Below are 20,212 nucleotides of genomic sequence, written 5' to 3' on the forward strand. Positions count from 1 at the left end.
ATTTGTCTGGAGTGTTATGGTTGTGATATTCGTGGCCGTTCGATTCGTCAGATAACGCTTAGTTCTTCATCGACCGTCACTCCGTCCTATCCTCACTGCTGGCGTACCCCGGCGGTGGTGGTAGCTCGACCACGTTCGTTTCCTTGCGGTCGTGTGGGATTCTCGCTTCCAGTTCCATTTTCAGAGCCGAGTTTCCGCCAACGATGTCGCTCACACCCACCATCACGGTTCCCGGCAGTTCCGGTGGCTCGAAGTGCTCCCGGCAGGCCGCACCGATTTCCATCTCCGCCTCGGGTAACAAATCTTCACGAACGTACCATCGTATCATCGTGGTGTCACCGAGTCGTCCGTCACAGTACTCGCGGAGGAATTTGTCGAAAAACGAAAGCGCCCTCTCGGCTTGCTCTTTCGGCGTGTCGCCCGGTCCGAGCACACCGTCCATCTGCACGTAATCGTAGTCTTCGTGTCGCGTTCTCACCGCGGTTGCGGTGACGGCATCGTCGCCCCTTCCCTTTCGTCTGAACACCGTCTTTTCCATGACGATGGTTACGAGCCAAAAAATATACTATTTTGTCATCAATCGGTGCTATCCGTGTTTCGACGACGTGCGGTCGTTTCGGATACGGTCCCGTTTCAAAACACGAGGCGCAGCACGCCGATGACGACACCGGCGGCGACGAGGCCCGCTCCCCAGAGCATCGAACCGCCAGGGGCGGCACCGATGAGAAACGAGACGATACCGGAGATAATGAGCGAGACGCTCGCGTGGCTTCGTAGTGACATGGGATTTCATTGGTGGTTCACTTAAAAAATCGGCTGGCACAATACGAAAGCAATTCAAGTAGGGTCGTCTTTCCTCGCCGGATTCTCCGGACGAAGCGACCCCTCCTCCTCGTCGTTCACTCGTCCGAATCGCTTCCGGCGAGCAGGTCGCTCGCCGAGAGGAGCGCTTCCATCTCGATGTCCGCGTCGGCCAGATTCTCGCGGCCGCCTTCCTCCCGGTCAACGACGACGAGGATTTTGTTCACTTCTGCACCGGCGTCACGTAGGGCCTCGACGGCGTCAACCGCGCTCTGTCCCGTCGTGACGATGTCTTCGAGAACGACGACTTCCTCGCCCTCGTCCAGTCGGCCTTCGACGAGGTTGGCCGTCCCGTACTCCTTCTGCTTCTTTCGAGCGATGACGTACGGTGTGTCCGTCTCGACGCTTGTCACGGCCACGAGCGGGACCGCACCGAGGGCCACACCCGCCAATTTCGTCCCGTCGAGGCGCTCCGCGAAGGCTTCCGCGATGAGCGAGAGACAGTGCGGGTCGGTCTCGAAGAGGTATTTGTCCACGTAGTAGTCGCTCGTCCCGCCGTGAGAGAGCTCGAATTCGCCGTACTGGACGGCGTCCGCCGCGCGCAAGGCCTCGATGAGTTCCTGATTCGCCATGTGCGAGTCGGGGTGGCGAGTCGGGTTAAAAGTAGTACTTTTCCGGCGCTATCACAGTCGGTTCGTCCCTACCACGGTTCGTTCTTGAGACCGAGCGCGTACGCGATGCCGTTCGTCACGAGGTGGAGGAGCGGCGTCAACACGAACACGACGACGAGGACGGGGAGATCGAACGTGTCGAGCGTCCACGTCGGCACGGCGAGCAGGGTGAGCAGGAGCGATATCACGACGAAGTCGAGTTGGTCGATGCCCGGGAACGCCGCGCCGCGCTCCCGTCCCGTCCGTCGTTTCAGGAAGGACGCGGTCATGTCCCCCAGCATCGCACCCGCAGGGAGGGAGATGATGGCGGCGGGAGGAAATTGGTCGGGAAGAGCCACGCCCAGCGCACCCCCCACGGGGGAATGAATCGCATTGAGGATCAGCGCCAATATCGCTCCGGCGACGATTCCCGCGGCGGTTCCGCGCCACGTCTTTCCGTCGCCGAGCAGTCGCTTGCCGTTCCACGTCCGTCCGCCGTCGATCGGCGCGCCGCCGCCCGCGAGCACCGCGAAGTTGTTCGGCACGTAGGCGGGCAACATCGCCCACACCGCGACGACGATGGTTTCGAACACATCCACGCCGGAACCAGTCATATCGGGATAGATACTCTCCGGGTCTTAAGTCTCAATGGTCTGGAGCGGAATCGATGGCGGTGGGTTCCGGTAGTTGCCGTGAGTACAATATACAATGATAAGGTACGGGGGCTCAAAGTACAAGCTATGATACCACCGATTGCCAGTCGGTTCGTGGCTGGTGAAACACCAGCGGAAGCGCTGGAATACACGCGGGATCTGAATCAGCGAAACGTTAGCGTTATCCTGAACCTCCTCGGCGAGCACTACCACGAACGGGGTCCGGCGGACGAGGACGCCGAGGTGTATCTTCAACTGCTCGAAGACATCGAGCGCTCGGATCTCTCGGCCTGCGTTTCGGTCAAACCGTCCCAGGTCGGCTTGGACGTCGGTACGCACGTCTACCACGAGAACATGGAGCGAATCGCGGACGCGGCCGACGACACGTTCGTCTGGATAGACATGGAAGACCACACGACGACCGACGCGACCCTCGACATCTTCGAAGACCTCACCCGCGAACACGACGGTGGCATCGGTGTCTGTGTGCAGGCGAACCTCAAACGAACAGAAAAGGACCTCGAACGCCTCGCCGACCTCCCCGGCAAAGTCCGACTGGTAAAAGGTGCCTACGACGAACCGCCGGAACTCGCGTACAAGCAAAAAGAGCGCGTCAACGCCGCCTACCGCGAATATCTCGAATTCATGTTTGAGGAGTTCGACGACGGAATCGCCGTCGGAAGCCACGACCCCGCGATGATAGAGTACGCGAAGGAACTCCACGAGGAACACGGTACGGACTTCGAAATCCAGATGCTGATGGGTGTGCGCGACGACGCACAGTACGAACTCGCACAGGAGTACGAGGTCTGGCAGTACGTTCCGTACGGTGGCAAATGGATGTCGTATTTCTATCGCCGCGTGATGGAACGTAAGGAGAACCTGCTGTTCGCGGCGCGTGCTGTCCTCGGCAGATAGTCAAAAACGTTGCAACTAGTTTATATTCCTGCAACCAAACGCTACACCCAAATGTCTTCGTGGAAACGTGACGCCGCCAGCGGTCTCATCGTTTTGGCCCCCCTGTTGGTCTCTGCGTACATCATCGCGTGGCTGTTCATGAAAATCGCCGGGTTGCCGTTCCTGGTGGGCCTTAGCAGCTTCGCTTACTTCGGTGGAGCCATCACTATTCCCGGCGTTCTCGTCCGCGTCGGCATCGTTCTCGCCGTGTTCACCGCGCTCGTCTTCAGCATCGGCTATCTCATGCGGACGACGCTGGGAAGCGTTATGGAAAACACCATCGACGGCATCATGAACCGTGTCCCCGGTCTTCGCATCGTCTACAACGCATCGAAGATGGCCGCCGAAACCGCGCTTTCCGACACCAACCAACTCCAGAAACCCGTCAAAATCGAGACGTGGAACGGTCTCCGCATGACCGCGTTTAAAACCGGGAAACAGGCCGAAGACGGCCGCGAACTCCTCTTCTTGCCGACTGCCCCGAACATCACAACCGGGTTCGTCATCGAAGTCGAACAGTCCGAGATCACCGAGACGGACGAAACCGTCGAGGACGCCCTCACCCGAATCCTCAGCGCCGGATTCGGCGAAAACAGCAACGAGGGGATTCCGATAAACGTCACCGACGAAGCGAGTGACAGACAAGAAACCCCGCCGTCACCCTGAGTTCCACGACACCGTTCTCTCTTCGTCTCGAAACGTGACACTGTCAGTAAAATCTGCCATCCTTTTGGGGATCGAACGAGTGTCGTTTCGTATGGAATGTCCCGAGTGTGATGGCGAGCGACGATCCTTCGCCGTCCCGTCCGAACTCCGTGAGACCGTTCCGTTCCGATCGGATTCAGTCCTCCTCTGTACGCGTTGTCTCGCCTTCGAACCGACCGACGACCCCGAAGCGGAACCGTCGAACTACGCCACGATCAGCGACGAACTCCCGGACGACCCGAACACGGCCGCAGCGATGGCTCTCGCAACCGCTTTCCTCTCCTCGCTCGCGCTCCATCGTCAGCATATCGACGCGCTGTTCGACTACGTGGAAGCGAACGGGGTCGATCCACTGCTCGTTCTCGACCGACTCGCTGACGACCCGGAACTGCAACCGAATTTCGACATCGAATCGCGTCGCCAACAACTGCTCCAACTGCGGGACTGACTCCTTCCAGCCTCAACTTTCATCATCCCGACCCACAATTAGGGAGATATGCCGAACGATTGCATCTTCTGTCAGATCGTCGCCGGAGACATCCCGAGTAAAACCGTGTACGAGGACGACTCCGTCCTCGCCTTCCTCGACGTGAACCCGCTTGCGCCGGGCCACACGCTCGTCATCACGAAGGACCACTACGAGACGTTGGGTGACCTCCCCGAGGACACAGCAATGGACCTCTTTTCGGCGCTCCACGAACTCACGCCCGCCGTCGAGACCGCAGTGGACGCCGATGCGAGTAACGTCGCGTTCAACAACGGGGAAGCGTCGGGACAGGAAGTTCCGCACATCCATGGACACATCATCCCACGGTTCGAGGACGACGGCGGTAAGCCGATCCACGCCGTCGCGGGGGACCGCCCGGAACTCTCCGACGATGAACTAGACGAGATCGCCGCCGACATCAGCGGCAGTCAATAACTGTATCTTTTTATACCATTACGAATATATTTCGATTCGAACACGTGAAACGAACTGCCGCATTCGTCGGTGCGACCGGTGGAGCAGGGACCACACGCCTCTGTCTCGAAACGGCCGCCATCCTCTCTCACGTCGGACACGACGTGGTGATTCTAGATGCCGCCTTCGGCACGCAAGGATTGTCTCGCCACGTTCCCGATCGCATCGACACCGACATCACCGCACTGCTGATCGACGACGACCACGAAACAGACGGGGAGTTCTCCGACGCGCTCATCGACCATCCGGTCGAAACCACAGGTCGGCTCTCACTGTGTCCAGCGTATGCACCCTTCGAACGCATCGCTCGCGCCAAAACTGTAGACGCCGCTCAAGCGTTGGAAACACTCGTCGAACGGGCCTGCGATGACTTCGACCACGTCATCATCGATACTCCGCCTGTCACCGGGAACCAAGCTGTCGCGGCCGTCAACGCGGTTGACACCGTCGCCGTCGTCGCCCCGGCGTCCCGACGCGGAGCGGACGCAGTTCAGGGAATTCGCGGCCGTCTCGCCGACCTCGGCACGGACGCGGACACCATCCTCGCCAATCGCGTCGAATCCCCGGACGAGGACTATTTGGGTGATGTTCCGACGATTCCGAGGGACGACGCAACCGCAGTCGAATCGATTCCAGCGAGCGCGCCCGAACTCGACACCTCGTTTTCACCTGCAATCGTCGCTGCCACTGAAGCTGTGTTCGACACGTCGCTCGGTGTCGAATTTCCGGAGGAGGGATTGCTCGACATCGACTCGGACGACTACCTTCCGGAGTCACTCCGGCAATAATTCTATCGTCGAACGGATCGCCAGCGGATTCTCACAGCAAGTCGCCGACGTCGCTCATCGTCTCGGCTAACACGTCCCTCTTTTCCACGCTAGCCTGTCCGTCGAGCGCCAACGCGCTTTCGACCGTTTCCGCCGCTCCGTCCAACGGCTCGTGCGTTTCGATGAACGTCGCCAGTGCGAACTCGGTTTCGCTCGCTCCCGAGAGCGTGAACGCTTCCGACCGGGAGAGGTTCGCTGAAAGCCAGTCCTGAACGAGTTCGTGACCCATCGACGAGAGTGGGGAAATCCCGTTCACGCCGAGCAAGTGAAGCGTCTTTGCCGCCGTCATGGGGGCGACACCAGCACGACGAGCGCTTTCACCGACCGATGCTCCTGCAGCGTGTGCTTCCACGATGCATACCGCCATTTCCGTCTCGCACGGCAACGCATCACTGAACGCCGCCAACCGATCGTGGAGGTCCCGCTCCGTGTCATCTACGGTTGCGACACCGTGATTCTTCTGCTTGGCCGTGACCTCAAGCCCGGCGGCGATATCCGACAGCGCCATGTGTACTCCTCGTCCCTCTCCCGACTTTAATCTTTGTGACAAGTATCCTAATTGGTAATTGCGTCCCATAACGTACCGGTAACCGGTACGTTCTTCCCTTCCAAATCGGGTTCGTTTCCCGAATTCGACGTTCGTTTAAATACCATCTCGGACGAAGTTTCACTTGTGATGAGTACGACACAACACCTAACTGAAGTGTGTCCCGAATGTCATAGCCGAGTCCGCACGCGCGGTTCGGAAACCGTTTGCACCGAATGCGGCCTCGTCGTCGCCGAGGACAACCTCGACCGTGGTCCGGAATGGCGGTCGTTCGACGACGACGATACCGACCGTAAGCGCACTGGCGCACCGCTCACGCGTTCCCGCCACGACCGGGGACTGACGACCGAGATCGGATACAAAAACAGCAGCGTCCGGCTGACGGGCCGCAAACGACGCCGCGTGATGCGCATGCGTCGCCAGCACAACCGCGCCCGAATCTCCTCCAAGGCCGAGCGAAATCGCGTCTACGGCTTCACCGAAATCCGTCGGCTCGTCGGTGCGCTCCAACTGTCCGCGAACATCCGCGACCGCGCTTGCGTGCTGTTCGAATCCGCGCAAGGTGAAGACCTGCTTCGCGGGCGTTCGATAGAGGGCTTCGCCTCTGCGGCGGTGTACGCGACGTGCCGAACGTCGGCCGTCTCCCGTACGCTGGACGAAATCGTCGAGCGTGCCCGCGCCGACCGCTCGGAACTGACCGCGGCCTACGACGCACTGAACCGAGAGCTTGGTCTCCCCATCGGTCCGATCGACCCGCGCGAGTACCTGCCGCGATTCACCAGTCGACTCGACCTCTCGATGGAGAGCGAACGACGCGCTGAAACGCTCGTCACGAAGGCGGAACGGGAGGACCTCATCAGCGGTCGCAATCCCAGCGGTGTGGCCGCCGCGTGTCTCTACGCAGCGGCCAGCGACTGTGACGAACGTGTCACCCAACGTGCCGCCGCAGAAGTCGCCGACGTAACGCCCGTCACGCTCCGCTCGACGTATCACGACCTCCGGGAGTAAATCACCCGTCCGAGTTCCGCGAACCGTTCTCTTGTATCGCTTTCCGGCGTAGCGGTTGCTACAGGGCGGCCGTGCCGCTGTGCGTCCGCAATCACGGTCGATTCCGGGAGCGTCGTCACTGGCGCGCCGAGCGTCCGTTCGACGATTTCGGTCGGTGGATCGTCCCGCACGCGATTCAGTACGACGCCACACAATCCCGCACCGAGTTCCCGCGCGAGCACCTTCGTTCGAACCGCGTCCGCCAACGCGAACCGTCGCGGAACCGTCACGAGGACACAGCTATCCGCCGCAACCAACGGAAGTCCCGCGTCGGCCAACATCCCTGCCGGACAGTCGATTATCACGTGGTCGTATTCGTCGGCGACCTGCTCTATCGCGCTGACGAACCCCGTCACGTCACATGCGCGCGCTCCCGCCAACGTGCGGCCACACGGGAGCATCGACACACCACTGACGGTCGAAACCGCCTCCAGTGGCGCCGCCCGCCCGGCGAGTACGTCGTGGAAATCCGGGCCGTGGCACGTCGGCAAGTCCGCCATTGCGAGGTCGGCATTGACCACGACACCGCCGAGTTCCGCTCCGAGATTCAACGAGACAGTCGATTTCCCGACGCCACCTTTGCCTCCCGTTACTGCCAAGATCATATCTTCCTCTCGACGGAATGCGTCTCTTGTGCTGCTGCAATCCGTTCCCGTACTGTATCGACCCGTTTCGCAACCGAATCGAGCGTTCGTCCATCGACTTCGAGTTTCCGTCTCAACTCCTGCTCACGAGTCTGCTCGTTCACGTCCTTCTCCCCCATTTTTCCCTCGTTGGCTTCGTATCGCTCCGTTCGCGTCTCGATACCCGATAGCCACGCCTCGACGGCGTCGGGGAGTTTCGTCGGGTGTGGCATCGGTACCACGTCCGCAGGTGGTCGAGCATCACCGAGTGCTCGGATGACACCCGTCGCTGTCGGTTCGATTTCTAGTTCCCCATCGATCACCCCTCGTTCCGTGTCGCTCACCGATGTTTCCGTCCTCGGCGCTCGTTCGGTCCACACGATTTCCGCAGGCGGTGATCCATGATCTGGATCGGTCGCTACCGCGTAGCCAAGGGCGCGCCGTTCGTCCGCCGTGACGACGCCTTCGAACCCGCCTTCGTCCCACCCCGCTTCCGGAACGCCGTTCCGTCGCGGCGGTCGTATCTCACCATCGAGTCGGTTCCCGATACGAATTCTCACGGGAACCGTCGTCGTGTTTTCGACCACCAGTTCGACCAGCGTGACGGTTTCGACCCTCCCGTTCTCCTCGTTTACCGTCCAGTGGAGTGTCACCATGCCCCGGGTTGGTCCCGTCTTCGTTCTTAAACCTGTAGTACGGGGGCATCGAGACACTCAGCTGCGTCTTTTGACGTGTCGAAGCGGTCACACGCCAGCACGATGGGTGCTCGAACTCGTGCCACGCGAGCGACTGCAAGCGCGGCAGTCACTGGGTCCCCTTCGAACGTTCCCGGATCGTTCGTTTGGCCTTGTCCCGGAACCGCTTTGATCGCCGAGTTGAACTGCTCGTGAATCCGTCGAACCAAGTAGCGACGGGCACTCCGTTCGAGGTTCTCCTTCCGGTCGCGGAGACGCAATCGCTGTTCCCGAGCATTCCTCGCGGCTTGTTGGCGTTTTCGGGCCGCTTCGAGGGTCTGCTCGGCGGCAATACGTTTCGTCTCCAGTTCGGCTAACTCCCGCGTCATTCTCTGGAGGTCGGATTCAGCGTCGTCGGAATCTCTCCCGACCTCCCGAAGGGCCTGTACGCGTCCACGAAGCGCCGCGACCTGTTCTCGTAATCTGGTTTCCGATCCGCTCGCGTCCGCAACCCGTCTCCGTTCCGCGCGAAGCGAGACATCGCCGATATCGAGCGAGTACATCCGTTCTTCGATGTGTGCTATCTCTTCGTCCTGCGGTGCGTTCACACCGAGCGAACGGGCGGCGGCGGCCAATGCTGGTCGAGGACGAATCGACATCCCTGACTCGATACAACCGATGTACCGGTGTATCGGACCCGGGTCTCCACAGATAATACTGATTCCTCCATTCTCGGTGCTCGACCGAACTGCCGTTACGATGTCTTCCGGCGCTACCGAGTCCCCCGAGAGGTCGATTGCCCTCCCCCGAAACGTGCCGCTCTCCGTTTCGACGTTCATAATTCCGCGTTTCGCATCGAATCCGGCGACGGATGTTCGGTTCCCACGGCGAACTTCTCGTACGGCGTGCTCGGCTTGTCGCGCTTTTCGTACGCGCTTGCGGCCGAACGGACCGTCTCCGGCACGTCACGAAACTCGTTCAACGGTTCGGTGCGTTCCAGTTGTACATCGGCTCCGTGCTTCTCGTACAACCGAAGCGCGAGGAACGCACCCAACTCCGTCGATTGCAGGAGCGCTGCCCGACCAAATCGTCTGACGACGCACGTTTCATGCATCGTACAGATGTTCCGGAGTGTCTGCCGAGCGGCACGGGAGTACGTAATTATCAGCAACACACTATTCGTTGATGAATGATATGTTTTAAAATTAACTACCGAGTTCTCACGTTCCACTCGTTGCCATCGAATTCGACAACGGCGTCGAACAGTGTTTTCAGCGTATTGACGGTTTGTGTGTCGTGGGCGTCCGGGTCGAGATGGAAGTGTGCGGTCACGTCCGCGGTAGTGAATCGACCGGTGAGGACGTGCAGAAACTTGTAGACGGTTTGAACGTCGGAATACTGGAGCAGTGCCGTCAACGAGTGAAAACAGGCAACTGTTTTGTTACCGTCTCCGTGCCATTGTTGGAGCACTTCGCTGATCTTGATACCAAGCCCGGTCAAATCACCGGGATTCGAGAGCGTGTCGATGACTGCGTCGGTCGGCGTTTCCCCCATCGGTGCCGACGTTGCAACCGATCGTACCGTCTCGCCGACACTAAGGAATCGGAGGTTCGCGGGACGACCACCCGCATGAGCGAGCCAATCCTGTAGACATGCATCCGGTGAGCGTGTAAAAGTAACCCAGAGGACGTCTTCTTGTTCCGGTGGTGTCTTCGTGAGCATGTCGATACATGCTTCGTCGGTTTCCGAACGCATGGAGGGAGCGAGAACGAGAATACTGGCTTCGTCATCGAGCGCTGCCGAAACCCTACTCATCTCGGGTTGTCCTCGATGACGTTGTGCGTGCTCGCTACGTTGTCCATCCCGTACCATCGCTCGTGTATCATAGAGCCACCTGCATTATTATAGATTTAATAAACTTCTCGACATCTGTCGACCATGCCTCATTTGATACACCCTCGCACACGCGTAGTTGTTACTGTTCTACTATATCCAGAGCATGTTTATCTAGTTTTCCATCTATACTATATTATCGGCTATTGACATCCTTGATATCGAATTCCACCGTCTCGTCGTCGAGCAGTTCGGCTACCCGCTCGGTTGCTTCCGTTTTCGATTCCGCGACGACGGTGATCCCCATTGCTCGTTCGTCGCCACACGCTCGATACACGGACAGATCACGTTCTGCTTCGAACTCGGTAGCGTACGTTTGCAAGACCGTCAGTACTCGTCGCTGTGTCTCACGTAACTCGTCCTCTCCGGATTCGAAATCCGAAAGTGCATTCTCTATATTTCTGAGTGCGGAGATTCGGTCCATCTTATGTCGTTCGAAGGTGGTTCGTCGATGGCTCGTAGACCTCTCCTTTCTGTTTCAGTTTGTCGATCTCGTGTTCCGCCTTCGACGGGTCCATGTTGATCTCTTCCGCCCTGTCGAGGACGACATCGACAGGTGCGCCATCGTCGTACTCCTCCTCGATACTTGCGATGAGCTGTTTGATGTTCTTGATCCGGTCCCGCTGTGTTTTCGAGGTTCCCGTTTCAACCACGTCGGCGTCGAACTGCCCGGTTTCGGGGTCCACGCCGATATCTTGCAGGCACGACCGAACGATTTCGATGACGCGATCCGCGTCCTTCCCCTCGACGGTGTCCGACAACCGAACGCGAGCACTCGCTTCTGCGAGCCGAACTAATGCCTCCAATTTCCGGGCAGTAACCGGAATCGGGGCGTCCTCGTCCGTACCTTTCGAGCGCAAATCGACGTAGAAATCCCGAATCGCTTCGCGTGCCTCCGCACTCATCGTCGGATAGACGTTCGATTTCGAATAGGCGATGTACTTCCGCAGGAGTTCGGCGTCGATGGCCGGAGCCACTTCTTCGGTTTGGCTATTGACCTGCTCTTCCGTGATGTTCGGCGCGTTGATTTCGGTTCGCTGTGTGTTCAACTCGCCAGCGAAGTTGGTTTGGAGGATGTGTTCTGCGAGCCGTGAGTCGTGATCCGGGTCCGGTTTGTCCGTCACCGTGAAGATGAGGTCGAATCGCGAGATGAGCGCCGGTTCGAGGTTGATCTGCTCACCGATGGATTCGTACTGGTCGAACCGACCGTACTTCGGGTTCGCTGCGCCCAGAAGCGAACAGCGGGATTTTAACGTCGCGTTAATCCCCGCTTTGCTCACGCTGATCTTCTGCTGTTCCAGTCCCTCGTGCATCGCGGATCGGTCCTCCGGACGCATCTTGTCCAACTCGTCCACCGCCGCGATACCCTTGTCCGCGAGGACGAGCGCACCGGCTTCGAGCGTCCACTGCTGGCCGTCCCCGAAGTCGTCGCGGACCGCCGCCGCCGTCAGCCCCGCCGAGGACGAACCTTTCCCGGAGGTGTAGACGGATCGTGGCGCGATATGTTGAATATATGACAACATCTGGCTTTTTCCCGTACCAGGATCACCGATTAAAAGCATGTGAAGGTCGCCACGAATCCGCGACCCGTCGGGGAGGTGTTTGGTCACACCGGAGAACAACTGGAGAATCATCGCCAACTTCTCCTGCTCGTAGCCGTAGATGGCCGGGGCGATGGATTCGACCATCTGCTCGTAAATGTCCCCCTCGTTCGAGAGTTCGATGATTTCCTGTTTGTCCTCGTCCGTGATGTCCATGTCCTCGAACTCCTCGTCCTCGATTTCGACCGTGACGCCGTTCATGTAGACGTCGAAGACGGCGGACTTCTCCTGGCCGCTCCCCTGCTGTTCGAGGTGGAGTATTCCCGTCACGATGACGTGGTCTCCGGGGGAAACCTGTCCCGTGATGTCGTCCTCGATGTGGATGTCGATGCTCTCCGGAGTTTCACCGCCACGAAGCCCTTCCGGACTCTCCTGGACGCGAATCTTCTGCGAGTCGATGAACTCGGACTGGTCGAAGTTGATGCTGAACGGTCCCTGCCGTTCACAGCCCTGACACTCGTGTGGTTCCTGAAAATCGCCACCGGCTTGCGGAATGTACGTAAGGGTACCACAGCGCTGGCACTCGAAGGCCGCTTCCTGAATCTTCGGCCGTACGCCAGTCGCTTTTCGGACGATCCCCTGCACGCTCACCATCGTGTTGACGTGCCGGGCACGGATCGCGCGGATATCCGTGTGTTCCGGCAGTCCACGAAGGCGGACGTGCGCTTGCCCGAGACTCACGTCTACGGGAAGGTCGTACAGACGGAGCGCTTCCTCGGCGTACTCCTGTAACTGCTGTGGTTGGGCGAGATAGTCGTCGGCGATGTCCGCATCGTATCGGTAAAGGTCGTCCCAATCGACGTGCAACGAACGCTTTTCGTTGGGATACTGCTGGGCCAGATCCCCGATCTGGTCGCTGTAGTATCGCCGATAGAACTGCTCGAACCGATCTATCAGTTCCGTATTTTCCGCGCGAGCCATTCATGGGTCTTTGGTGCTCGATCGGGTAAGAAGTTTCGCAAATTACCGTCAAGCGTGAGCCACCGGTACTGACTCGAAATCCCGAACTAGTTCCGGAATCGATCCGGGAGATATACCACGTTTTCGGTCCCGAGTCGAACACAAACGACCTCCTCCTCCGCTTCCATCCCGCACAGCAGTCGGCTTACGCTCGACCGCGACCACCCCGTTTCGGTGAAGATCTCCTGCTGGCGCATCTTGCCGTCCCGCGCCGCCAGCAACTCCACGACGTGCGCCTCCGGTGTTCGACCCGTTTCGAACGCGAATTTTTCCATCGTCCGTCGTCCCTCTCGTTCTTCCTGTTCCGACTCCTCGCTCCTTTCACTCGCGCCCCTCTCGCCGCTCGGCAGCCTTCGCTTCAATCACTCCATGATGATTTCACCGGCTCCTTATTGTGATACAATAATTTAAATATTTGCATATTATTATATATTACTAAAGTATAAGTTGTGAAGTGATTTTATCAATTATCTGTTCGGTAATTCTATCTCGCATAACTACCGCCGGAGAACACCCGATTTGCATAAACAACTTGCATGTGCAACCACACCTGGCACCTCCCCGTGAACGCAACCCCCACAGGCATGTTTGGACCACTCGGACCACTCACTGTCGGCAAGAAGGCTGCCAAGTTCGGTTATCGTCGCTTCGGTAAGAAAGGTGCCGTTGTGTTCGGTATCGGTGCCGTCGGCGGCTATCTCGTCCTCAGAAAGAAGGTCAAATCGATGCTCGCATCGGACTCAACGGAGTCGAGTTCTGAATAGGAAGATTCAACTGGTGGACAACAAAACCTATCAATAGGTTGACTAATCCATCATGGACTCTCCTTCTTCGAATCCTTGATTGACCCTCAACCTCGGCATCTGATAGGATGGTAGTAATATCTTTTCCGGCAGATTTAAGATATTCTCAAAGTATCGACTGACATGAATGGTCTACGTAAAAAAATAACTATCGCCTGCTTTCTTTGGCTTCTTGTCTGTTTCGTGTGCGTATTTTCAGACGTTCCATACCTACGCCCGGTTCTGGTGGGTCTTTATCTGGTCTCCGTTCCGGGCATATTCACGACACGTGTACTGACTTCGACTTCCGATCACATAGATATCTCCGTGTTTTCCATGCTTTCGGTTGTTTTCTCACTCGCTTGGCTTGCCATCATCACTGCTGTTTTCACGGTCCTCGGGATTCCCCTCTGGTTTATTCTTCCAGCATCCGGCGTTTGGCTCGCCCTGCTCTCGTTCCGGGACCAATCGGTCACTCTCGAAACCGACTACACGCGCGGTGAGGCAATCGGCATCGTTGTATTCACGTTAGGCGTTCTGTTGGCGCTTATCGTTCCCCACTTAGTGAGCCACCGTGTTTCCCTTTCGGCACACGGGTCGTTCCACAGCTCGATTACGTATAGTATTCTGAAGGGGAACATCCCCCCGATGAATCCGGGACTCGCTCACGAGCGACTTATCGCGCACTACTGGGTCTATCATATCCTCCTCGCGGGTCTCACCAAAACGCTCAACATCGTCCCCGTCTTCGCCAGTCTTTTTCTCTCTTGGATTTCAATTGCCCTAACTTTCCCTCTCCTGTTTCGACTCGCGAAGAGACGATTCGGTCTTTCCACGCGCGTAGCAGCACTCGGGATGACTGCCCCTATCTGGTCCATGTCAACGATTGTGCCTGCATTTCACTACCTGTTGGGTATCGACTTGCGGGCGACGATTTTGGTCCCTCACCGCGTTGGGGTATTCATCGACAAATTCCTCACGATTAGCGGCTTCCCGCTCGGAGTTTTCCTCTTCGTCAGCATGCTCGTCTTACTGTTCGAGATATTCTTCGAGGAGCAGTCCTCGGAGTTGTCGTGGGTTGGATTCATCGTCGCAGCGACCTTGTTGTTTCACGTTCACACGACGACCGCGTTTTTCGCTTTCTCCTCGCTCGGCATCACGACGATCTTTGCGATCTGGAATCGGACACGGTCCCGACGAATAACGGACCTTGACTGGACACCGCTGTTGCTGTGGGTTCCGGTCGGAATACTCTGTCTGCCGTTCCTTTACTTGCTTCTCACGGCAGGGCAGGTTCACTCGGTACAGCTAACCGCCTCACAGAAGCAAGCGTTCGGGCCGATATCGCTCTCCGGTCCGTACGTCCAATATCTCGCAAACGCTCGAAACTTTGCTATCCCGCTTCTCGTGGCGATTCCACTCTCCGCTTTCGGCTATCTCCGGTTGGTATCCCGTCGACCGGATGAGACCCGCGTTCTCGGGGCGCTTTCCGTTTCGGTGTTGTTGTTTGGCATCTTCTTCACGCTCCGGGACAACAACCAGTACAAAGCCGCATATCTGTTGGTTCTCCCGCTTGCGCCGCTCGCAGCAGTCGGCTTGGATACCATCTACCAGCGTTCTCAGTCAACTCGACCCATACTTACGGTCCTCTTTCTCGCCGTCTTACTTTTTAACCCTCTCTCTCACGTTTGGGCCGCTTCCGTCACGTCTCCGTGGGCCTCGGACCACAACTACGAATTTCACGGAACCGACGTTGAGCTTTCGAACTCCGCCCCGCTTGACCCCGCTGTCTTCAAATGGGTATCACAAAACACCGCGCCGGATAGTTCACTCATCGTCTCAAACGGTGTCTACGACCGTCTCGATTACCAAAAATCCAGCATCAATACGTACATGATCGTCGGAGCGATGACTCGGCGAAACCTGTATTATGCGTGGCACGAATTGCCCTCCCATCTACTTCCCCCGGATTCGGCTTCGAGAGCGCGGGAAGTCGACCGGATTCGTTCCTGCAATGACGACGTCCTCCGAAATGCGGGAGACGACCATCCATTGTACTTCCTCGTCACGACCGATGGGAAGAGTCAGGACTGTAACCTCTATCGATTTCTCGACCGGTCCGACGACTGGAAGCTGAGGACGACGGGTGATGACATCGGCGTATTCGAGTATGTCCCTCCCTCCGATTCTTGAACTCCTTTGCCGGTCGTTTTGCCGCCCAAGCTCTCAAAATGATGTTTGGGTTCCGTTTTCGCTCGCGCCGCTATGCGTCGCTCGCAGATTGATACTGCAAAAATGGGATCGCCCGGATTTGAACCGGGGTTATCGGCACCCAAGGCCGAAAGGATACCAAGCTACCCCACGATCCCGTACCTTTCAGTAGCGCACTCCCCCTGTAAAACGTTTCGTTTGGCTTTCGATTATTCGTCCTCGCCGAACAGTTCGAGGTCGGCGACGATTTCGAACGGTTCCTTGTCCTTTCGGATACCGTCGAGGATTTTGAACGCCTCGTCGGGCGCGAGGAAGTGACTCGTGATGACCCGCCCGAGGTGGGTCGGCGAGAAGCCGTGGATGAACTCGTATTCGAGCAGTTTGCCGAGCGCGTGTTTCGTCGGCACGTCGCCGATCATCCGGTCGTTCAGACGCTTCGCGGCCTTCCCGCCAACCGTGATGTTCGCCAGCGTCTCCTCGATCGCAGAGCTTTCGTCGTAGAGCGTGTGTACGTCCTCCATCTCGCCCTTGAGGAGCTTGAACGCCACCTCGTCCTCGGACATCTCCATGCTGTTGTGATAGCTTCCGTCGGGTTCCACGAGGACGTAGACTTTCCCGCGGTCGTGGTAATCGGGCCGCCCCGCACGGCCGAGCATCTGGTGGAACTCCTGGACGGTGAGCCACTCGATTCCCATCGCCAGCGAGTCGAAGATGACCTGCGAGGCCGGGAAGTCAACCCCGGCGGCGAGTGCGGCCGTCGTAACGACCGCCGCGAGGTCCTGCTCCGCGAACATGCGTTCGACCTTCTTGCGCCGTCCGTAATCCAGTCCGGCGTGGTACGGCGCGGAGTTGTACTCCAACTTTCTGGAAATCTCGTGACAGCGCCGCCGCGAGTTGGTGAAGATGATGGTCTGGCCGCGATATCCCTGTGAGGATTCGCGGTCGAACTCGCGTTTGACGAGTTTGTTCTCCGTGACCGGTTTCTCCTGCCCGCTGGCGAACGTGACGTGGCGCTCCAGCGCGACCGGGCGCTCCTCGAACTCGACCAAGTTCGCTCGCAATCCCTGGGCCAAATCCTTTGGATTCCCCACGGTTGCGGAGAGATACACCCACTGTGCGCCGTCGTAGTCGTCGTGCTGTTCGGCTCGTTTCTCGCAGTAGTATTTCAGCCGCGAGATGAGCCCGTCGAGGCGGTGACCGCGCTCCTGCTCCTGCAAGGTGTGGACTTCGTCGATCACCACGGTTCCGATGTCGCCCAGGTTCCGTCCGGTGCGGAGCGCGTGGTCAATTCCCTCGTAGGTTCCGACGATGATGTCCGCGCTCGGGTCGAAGTGGTTGCCGTCGTCACGCACCCGACTCGCACCGACGCGGATGGTGACGTTGGCGAGGTCACCGTACTCCTCCTTGAAGTCCTCGTGCTTCTGGTTCGCCAGCGCGACGAGGGGCACGAGAAAGAGCATTTTGCCTTTCCCGTTCAGCATGCGGTCCAGTCCCGTCATCTCGCCGACGAGCGTCTTCCCGGTCGCCGTCGCGCTGACGACGAGTTGGTCGTCCCCGTCGAGGAGGCCGTTCTGCACCGCGAGGCTCTGGACGGGGAGCAGGGTATCGAATCGCGATTCGAGCAGGTTCTGGATGCCGGGGTGGAGGCTGAGCGAATCGGTCCGCTCCAGTTCGATGTCCTCGACGTTCGCGCTTATCTCGTCGAACTTCGTCAGGTCCGGGTCGAGTCGTCCTTTGAGCAGGTTCGTAATCCGCTTCAGGTCCTGTACTTCCAGGAGGAGGTCTTCGAGCCGGTCCTGTGCGGCACTGGTCAGGTTCCCCCTGAACGAGAGTTCCCGCTCCAGTTCGCGGGTCGCACAGTCGGGACAAATGTACTCGTCGCCCGTATCGATGGCCGTCTCGCTGTTGATCGGCGAGTAGCGTCCTTTGTTGGCACACAACCGACACGTCCGCACCGCTTTCGCGTCCAGTTGGTAGCCGTCGAGCATCTCCTTCAGTTCGTTCCGGGCTTCGGACGAGGTCTGTTGTGAGATTCGGATTCGGTTCGCGTTCCGCGCGAGTTCGACGAACTCGTCGGGACTGCGCGGCTTTTCGCTCGATCCGTCCTTCAACAGAAACCGGCCGGGCCGTGGCCCCGCATCCGTCTCCTTCAGTTCGAGGATGGCGCGGAACTGTCGCTCACCGTCCCGCCGGGCGACCACCTGATAGCCCCTGTCCGTCTCGTGGCAGAAGAGCGTCTCCACCTGCTGGGCCTGCTTCGACACGAGACATGCTACACACCGGAGCTATTTCAGCGATTCGAACGACACGGCGACACACGGTCGAAAAATCGGCGTGATAGACCGTGGCATCACTCGAAGAAATGTGATCCTACCGACCTTCAATCGGAGAATAACGGCACTGTGACGCCGTTATTCGCGCAATACCGTTTTACAACCGGCTCATAACAAAGCCGGTCCGACCGGTAGCCGTGGACAGAGCGCAGTAGCGCTACAAGGTAGCATATGAAAGGCACGCAAGAAGAAGAACTCCCACGGCGTTTCGACGAGGACGTTATCCTCGAAATCGAAGACGGTTCCGACCGAAAGCGACCGCTCGTTCGAATGACCGATACACGACGGGACGCCGCGTGGGTATCGGCGTCCATCGACGCCGTTATCTCGCTCTCCGAATATCGTTAGACGAGCTGAATTTCGTCGTCCCCGTTCGGCACCGCACAGATGAACGCACCGGGTTCGTCGCTCTCGTTTCGATACCAGTGAACTACTCCCGCCGGAATCAACAGTGAATCTCCAGCGCTGACTTCGTACTCCTCGTCACCGATGCCGACGACGTACTCGCCTTCCAGCACGAACTGTTCGTGTTCGACTTCGTTCGTGTGTTCGGGCACGGTCGCGCCGGGTTCGAGCGTGAACCGGCGGATGGCGAAGTTCGGCGCGTCCTGTTCCTCACCGATGAGCACTCCTTTCGCCATGCCGTCGGCGGCCCCGACGGGTTCGTAGTCGATGTCGTCCGCGTTTCGTACGATAGGTTCGGACATACTCATCCATTCGAAGGGGTCGGGCTAAGGTTTTTGCACCGTTTCCAGTTCCTCGTTCGGCACGAACTCGCCGTCGGGCGTCACTCGACCGGATGCCAGCGCACAGTATTTTGCGCCGACGCCCCGCGAGGAGAGCGGGCCGCGTCGGATGCAGCGGAAGCCGACGTTTTTCGCCGCGTTGTAATCGTCGTTGGCCTCGTTGCCGCATTTCAGACACTCGAACCGGTTGTTCTCCACGTCCCGGTTCTGTGGGTGTGTGAATCCGCACGACGTACAACGCTGACTCGTGTATTCGGGATTCACCTGTACGACCGTGACGTCCCGCTCGGCCGCTCGATACGCGACGAACTCGAACAGCCGTCCGAACGTCCGGCGATGGAACCGAGTCGCCTTCTCCAGCGTCTCCTGTGTCCCTTCGAGTTCGCCGAACGCGATGACCGAACAACCGTGTTCCTCGGCTTCAGAGACGATACCGCCCGCGACCTCGTGGAGTTCGTTCCGGGCGAAGTTCTCCATGCGCTCGCTGGCCCGTCTGAGCGTTCGTCGTGCGCTTCGGGTGTCCGTCTCGCGTAGATCGGCACGGAGGTCGGCGAATTCGGCGTGTCGGTGGGCGAGTTCCCCACCCGAGAAAAAGCGCGCCGTGCTCGTCACGGCGAGATTTTCGACGCCGAGGGAGACGCCGAGGACGGTCGAGTCCTCCGTCGGCAGTTCGACTTCGGGACGCGGGCGTCGGAAGCCGAGATGCAAATCGAAGTTCCCGTCGCGGTAGTGAAGCGTGCTCTTCGCCGGTTCCCATCGCTCGTCGTTCAAATACTGCGACTGGTAGCTTCCCTCCGGCATCACGAGGCGACAGCGAACCCGGTCGCCGGTCGTGGTTAGACTGATGTTTCCGTCGTCGAACAGCGTCAACGTCCGGCTGTCGTAGACGACGGTCGGGCTGGTGAACTCCGGCTTCTCCGCGTCGTCACCGCGTTCGAGCGCGCGCTTGATGGCTTCGGCGGCGCGGTGGGTGGCGAGGACGGCGTGCTGGCTTCCCAGCTCGGTACGCTCACGCAACGGTTCGTACGCCAGTTGCTGGACTTCGTTCCGCGTGTGACAGACCCCCCACGCGACGTTGACCGCGATCTGGCACCCGCGTTTCCACTCGCGCACCATCGACAGCAGCCGCTCGTGGTCGTCTGCCTCGACCGCGAGGCGCGTTACCGCCGTTCGCCTGAAATACTCGGAACCGCTCACGCTCTTTTCTCCCCAGAGCGCCCCCTTGAATACTTCGGGACGTC

Annotated in this window: 24 protein-coding genes and 1 tRNA gene; 8 read left to right on the top strand and 17 right to left on the bottom strand. The window is 58.8% G+C overall.

Annotation, left to right across the window (positions count from 1 at the left end; translation table 11 throughout):
- Window positions 1-76: 76 nt before the first annotated feature.
- From WBV42_RS16800 to WBV42_RS16815, 4 genes are all read right to left on the bottom strand, one after another.
- Complete coding sequence (locus WBV42_RS16800) at window positions 77-538, bottom strand: hypothetical protein (protein ID WP_423987044.1); 462 nt, start codon at window positions 536-538, stop codon at window positions 77-79.
- 95 nt (window positions 539-633) lie between these two features.
- A complete protein-coding gene (locus WBV42_RS16805; protein ID WP_190303682.1) occupies window positions 634-783 on the bottom strand; it encodes a hypothetical protein in 150 nt (49 codons plus the stop codon).
- Window positions 784-899: 116 nt separating this feature from the next.
- Window positions 900-1,433: an orotate phosphoribosyltransferase gene (gene pyrE / locus WBV42_RS16810; RefSeq protein ID WP_423987045.1), complete on the bottom strand. Its 534-nt coding sequence runs from the start codon at window positions 1,431-1,433 to the stop codon at window positions 900-902.
- A 68-nt stretch (window positions 1,434-1,501) separates the two neighbouring features.
- Complete coding sequence (locus WBV42_RS16815) at window positions 1,502-2,065, bottom strand: CDP-2,3-bis-(O-geranylgeranyl)-sn-glycerol synthase (RefSeq protein ID WP_423987046.1); 564 nt, start codon at window positions 2,063-2,065, stop codon at window positions 1,502-1,504.
- Window positions 2,066-2,191: 126 nt separating this feature from the next.
- On the opposite strand from WBV42_RS16815, the gene WBV42_RS16820 reads away from it, so the two are divergent.
- The 5 genes from WBV42_RS16820 to WBV42_RS16840 all read left to right on the top strand — a co-directional run bounded on the left by WBV42_RS16820 (window position 2,192) and on the right by WBV42_RS16840 (window position 5,515).
- On the top strand, window positions 2,192-3,022 hold the full coding sequence (locus WBV42_RS16820; protein ID WP_423987047.1) for a proline dehydrogenase family protein: 831 nt from the start codon (window positions 2,192-2,194) through the stop codon (window positions 3,020-3,022).
- 51 nt (window positions 3,023-3,073) lie between these two features.
- Window positions 3,074-3,727 (top strand): DUF502 domain-containing protein, encoded by a 654-nt coding sequence (locus tag WBV42_RS16825; protein WP_423987048.1) that lies wholly within the window; start codon window positions 3,074-3,076, stop codon window positions 3,725-3,727.
- A 91-nt stretch (window positions 3,728-3,818) separates the two neighbouring features.
- Window positions 3,819-4,214 carry a DUF6276 family protein gene (locus WBV42_RS16830; RefSeq protein ID WP_423987049.1) on the top strand — a complete coding sequence of 132 codons (396 nt, stop codon included), beginning with the start codon at window positions 3,819-3,821 and terminating at the stop codon, window positions 4,212-4,214.
- Between the two features lie 48 nt (window positions 4,215-4,262).
- Window positions 4,263-4,688 (top strand): HIT family protein, encoded by a 426-nt coding sequence (locus WBV42_RS16835; protein ID WP_423987050.1) that lies wholly within the window; start codon window positions 4,263-4,265, stop codon window positions 4,686-4,688.
- 44 nt (window positions 4,689-4,732) lie between these two features.
- A complete protein-coding gene (locus WBV42_RS16840; RefSeq protein WP_423987051.1) occupies window positions 4,733-5,515 on the top strand; it encodes an AAA family ATPase in 783 nt (260 codons plus the stop codon).
- A gap of 31 nt (window positions 5,516-5,546) precedes the next feature.
- Here the strand turns inward: WBV42_RS16840 and WBV42_RS16845 are convergent, their stop codons facing one another.
- Window positions 5,547-6,062, bottom strand: a complete 516-nt coding sequence (locus WBV42_RS16845) for a hypothetical protein (RefSeq protein WP_423987052.1) — start codon at window positions 6,060-6,062, stop codon at window positions 5,547-5,549.
- A gap of 168 nt (window positions 6,063-6,230) precedes the next feature.
- On the opposite strand from WBV42_RS16845, the gene WBV42_RS16850 reads away from it, so the two are divergent.
- The gene (locus tag WBV42_RS16850) at window positions 6,231-7,109 is read left to right on the top strand and encodes a transcription initiation factor IIB (protein WP_423987053.1); all 879 of its coding nucleotides are present in this window, start codon (window positions 6,231-6,233) and stop codon (window positions 7,107-7,109) included.
- Here the strand turns inward: WBV42_RS16850 and WBV42_RS16855 are convergent.
- The 8 genes from WBV42_RS16855 to WBV42_RS16890 all read right to left on the bottom strand — a co-directional run bounded on the left by WBV42_RS16855 (window position 7,091) and on the right by WBV42_RS16890 (window position 13,174).
- A complete protein-coding gene (locus tag WBV42_RS16855) occupies window positions 7,091-7,753 on the bottom strand; it encodes a MinD/ParA family ATP-binding protein (RefSeq protein WP_423987054.1) in 663 nt (220 codons plus the stop codon). The two genes, WBV42_RS16850 and WBV42_RS16855, sit on opposite strands and share 19 nt — an antisense overlap.
- Window positions 7,750-8,427, bottom strand: a complete 678-nt coding sequence (locus WBV42_RS16860) for a hypothetical protein (protein ID WP_423987055.1) — start codon at window positions 8,425-8,427, stop codon at window positions 7,750-7,752. The genes WBV42_RS16855 and WBV42_RS16860 overlap by 4 nt, the downstream gene beginning before the upstream one ends.
- A gap of 26 nt (window positions 8,428-8,453) precedes the next feature.
- Window positions 8,454-9,284 carry a hypothetical protein gene (locus WBV42_RS16865; protein ID WP_423987056.1) on the bottom strand — a complete coding sequence of 277 codons (831 nt, stop codon included), beginning with the start codon at window positions 9,282-9,284 and terminating at the stop codon, window positions 8,454-8,456.
- On the bottom strand, window positions 9,281-9,619 hold the full coding sequence (locus WBV42_RS16870) for a hypothetical protein (RefSeq protein WP_423987057.1): 339 nt from the start codon (window positions 9,617-9,619) through the stop codon (window positions 9,281-9,283). Before WBV42_RS16870 ends, WBV42_RS16865 begins: the two co-directional genes overlap by 4 nt.
- Window positions 9,620-9,654: 35 nt before the next feature.
- Window positions 9,655-10,260 (bottom strand): DUF7504 family protein, encoded by a 606-nt coding sequence (locus WBV42_RS16875; protein WP_423987058.1) that lies wholly within the window; start codon window positions 10,258-10,260, stop codon window positions 9,655-9,657.
- A 214-nt stretch (window positions 10,261-10,474) separates the two neighbouring features.
- Complete coding sequence (locus WBV42_RS16880; RefSeq protein ID WP_423987059.1) at window positions 10,475-10,762, bottom strand: hypothetical protein; 288 nt, start codon at window positions 10,760-10,762, stop codon at window positions 10,475-10,477.
- A gap of 1 nt (window position 10,763) precedes the next feature.
- Window positions 10,764-12,860: a minichromosome maintenance protein MCM gene (locus WBV42_RS16885; RefSeq protein ID WP_423987060.1), complete on the bottom strand. Its 2,097-nt coding sequence runs from the start codon at window positions 12,858-12,860 to the stop codon at window positions 10,764-10,766.
- 86 nt (window positions 12,861-12,946) lie between these two features.
- Window positions 12,947-13,174 (bottom strand): helix-turn-helix transcriptional regulator, encoded by a 228-nt coding sequence (locus WBV42_RS16890; protein WP_423987061.1) that lies wholly within the window; start codon window positions 13,172-13,174, stop codon window positions 12,947-12,949.
- Window positions 13,175-13,927: 753 nt separating this feature from the next.
- Here WBV42_RS16890 and WBV42_RS16895 point away from each other — a divergent pair.
- Complete coding sequence (locus tag WBV42_RS16895) at window positions 13,928-15,874, top strand: hypothetical protein (RefSeq protein ID WP_423987062.1); 1,947 nt, start codon at window positions 13,928-13,930, stop codon at window positions 15,872-15,874.
- Window positions 15,875-15,977: 103 nt separating this feature from the next.
- Here the strand turns inward: WBV42_RS16895 and WBV42_RS16900 are convergent.
- Together WBV42_RS16900 and WBV42_RS16905 are read right to left on the bottom strand one after the other, a co-directional pair.
- Window positions 15,978-16,050, bottom strand: a tRNA-Pro gene (locus WBV42_RS16900).
- Window positions 16,051-16,101: 51 nt separating this feature from the next.
- A complete protein-coding gene (locus tag WBV42_RS16905) occupies window positions 16,102-18,156 on the bottom strand; it encodes a DEAD/DEAH box helicase (protein ID WP_423987063.1) in 2,055 nt (684 codons plus the stop codon).
- A 240-nt stretch (window positions 18,157-18,396) separates the two neighbouring features.
- Here WBV42_RS16905 and WBV42_RS16910 point away from each other — a divergent pair, with 240 nt between their 5' ends.
- Window positions 18,397-18,573, top strand: coding sequence for a hypothetical protein (locus WBV42_RS16910; RefSeq protein ID WP_190303684.1), 177 nt, complete (start codon window positions 18,397-18,399; stop codon window positions 18,571-18,573).
- On the opposite strand, the gene WBV42_RS16915 is transcribed toward WBV42_RS16910, so the two are convergent.
- Together WBV42_RS16915 and WBV42_RS16920 are read right to left on the bottom strand one after the other, a co-directional pair.
- Window positions 18,570-18,932: a cupin domain-containing protein gene (locus WBV42_RS16915; RefSeq protein ID WP_423987064.1), complete on the bottom strand. Its 363-nt coding sequence runs from the start codon at window positions 18,930-18,932 to the stop codon at window positions 18,570-18,572. The genes WBV42_RS16910 and WBV42_RS16915 overlap by 4 nt on opposite strands.
- 24 nt (window positions 18,933-18,956) lie before the next feature.
- Window positions 18,957-20,168, bottom strand: a complete 1,212-nt coding sequence (locus tag WBV42_RS16920) for an RNA-guided endonuclease InsQ/TnpB family protein (protein ID WP_423987065.1) — start codon at window positions 20,166-20,168, stop codon at window positions 18,957-18,959.
- Window positions 20,169-20,212 lie beyond the last annotated feature (44 nt).

This window comes from Haladaptatus sp. (assembly GCF_049589095.1).
In the GTDB taxonomy this organism is placed as follows: Archaea; Halobacteriota; Halobacteria; order Halobacteriales; family Haladaptataceae; genus Haladaptatus.

What these genes read in the sequence shown, in the direction of transcription:
- WBV42_RS16845 (WP_423987052.1), bottom strand. Translation starts at nt 6,062, where the DNA reads ATGGCGCTGTCGGATATCGCCGCCGGGCTTGAGGTCACGGCCAAGCAG.
- WBV42_RS16815 (WP_423987046.1), bottom strand. Translation starts at nt 2,065, where the DNA reads ATGACTGGTTCCGGCGTGGATGTGTTCGAAACCATCGTCGTCGCGGTG.
- WBV42_RS16805 (WP_190303682.1), bottom strand. Translation starts at nt 783, where the DNA reads ATGTCACTACGAAGCCACGCGAGCGTCTCGCTCATTATCTCCGGTATC.
- WBV42_RS16855 (WP_423987054.1), bottom strand. Translation starts at nt 7,753, where the DNA reads ATGATCTTGGCAGTAACGGGAGGCAAAGGTGGCGTCGGGAAATCGACT.
- WBV42_RS16880 (WP_423987059.1), bottom strand. Translation starts at nt 10,762, where the DNA reads ATGGACCGAATCTCCGCACTCAGAAATATAGAGAATGCACTTTCGGAT.
- WBV42_RS16865 (WP_423987056.1), bottom strand. Translation starts at nt 9,284, where the DNA reads ATGAACGTCGAAACGGAGAGCGGCACGTTTCGGGGGAGGGCAATCGAC.
- WBV42_RS16890 (WP_423987061.1), bottom strand. Translation starts at nt 13,174, where the DNA reads ATGGAAAAATTCGCGTTCGAAACGGGTCGAACACCGGAGGCGCACGTC.
- pyrE (WP_423987045.1), bottom strand. Translation starts at nt 1,433, where the DNA reads ATGGCGAATCAGGAACTCATCGAGGCCTTGCGCGCGGCGGACGCCGTC.
- WBV42_RS16850 (WP_423987053.1), top strand. Translation starts at nt 6,231, where the DNA reads ATGAGTACGACACAACACCTAACTGAAGTGTGTCCCGAATGTCATAGC.
- WBV42_RS16835 (WP_423987050.1), top strand. Translation starts at nt 4,263, where the DNA reads ATGCCGAACGATTGCATCTTCTGTCAGATCGTCGCCGGAGACATCCCG.
- WBV42_RS16860 (WP_423987055.1), bottom strand. Translation starts at nt 8,427, where the DNA reads ATGGTGACACTCCACTGGACGGTAAACGAGGAGAACGGGAGGGTCGAA.
- WBV42_RS16875 (WP_423987058.1), bottom strand. Translation starts at nt 10,260, where the DNA reads ATGAGTAGGGTTTCGGCAGCGCTCGATGACGAAGCCAGTATTCTCGTT.
- WBV42_RS16820 (WP_423987047.1), top strand. Translation starts at nt 2,192, where the DNA reads ATGATACCACCGATTGCCAGTCGGTTCGTGGCTGGTGAAACACCAGCG.
- WBV42_RS16800 (WP_423987044.1), bottom strand. Translation starts at nt 538, where the DNA reads ATGGAAAAGACGGTGTTCAGACGAAAGGGAAGGGGCGACGATGCCGTC.
- WBV42_RS16915 (WP_423987064.1), bottom strand. Translation starts at nt 18,932, where the DNA reads ATGTCCGAACCTATCGTACGAAACGCGGACGACATCGACTACGAACCC.
- WBV42_RS16825 (WP_423987048.1), top strand. Translation starts at nt 3,074, where the DNA reads ATGTCTTCGTGGAAACGTGACGCCGCCAGCGGTCTCATCGTTTTGGCC.
- WBV42_RS16910 (WP_190303684.1), top strand. Translation starts at nt 18,397, where the DNA reads ATGAAAGGCACGCAAGAAGAAGAACTCCCACGGCGTTTCGACGAGGAC.
- WBV42_RS16830 (WP_423987049.1), top strand. Translation starts at nt 3,819, where the DNA reads ATGGAATGTCCCGAGTGTGATGGCGAGCGACGATCCTTCGCCGTCCCG.
- WBV42_RS16885 (WP_423987060.1), bottom strand. Translation starts at nt 12,860, where the DNA reads ATGGCTCGCGCGGAAAATACGGAACTGATAGATCGGTTCGAGCAGTTC.